Below are 255 nucleotides of genomic sequence, written 5' to 3' on the forward strand. Positions count from 1 at the left end.
CCACGCGATGAACACATCATGAATACCCGGATCGAAATTCAGATCGAACGTCTGCGAGAACACATCCGCCGGACCGAAATCACCCCGCCGATCACTCTCGTCGAAATACGACGAGAAACCACGATGCGAAACCGGCACCCCCTTCGGCACCCCCGTCGAACCCGACGTGAACAACACATACGCAGGATCCGACGACACCACCTCCACCGGCTCACCCAACGCCGCCGAAGCCACCACCGGAACCGAGACGAAACC

The 255-nt window shown here is 59.6% G+C and carries 1 protein-coding gene; it reads right to left on the reverse strand.

Translation table 11 applies throughout. The features are described from left to right. Positions 1-255 (reverse strand): AMP-binding protein (locus tag MRBLMG1_RS03820; protein ID WP_367820705.1); only part of this gene is annotated, 255 nt, incomplete at both ends.

The organism is Streptomyces sp. LMG1-1-1.1 (assembly GCF_040815545.1).
In the GTDB taxonomy this organism is placed as follows: domain Bacteria; phylum Actinomycetota; class Actinomycetes; order Streptomycetales; family Streptomycetaceae; genus Streptomyces.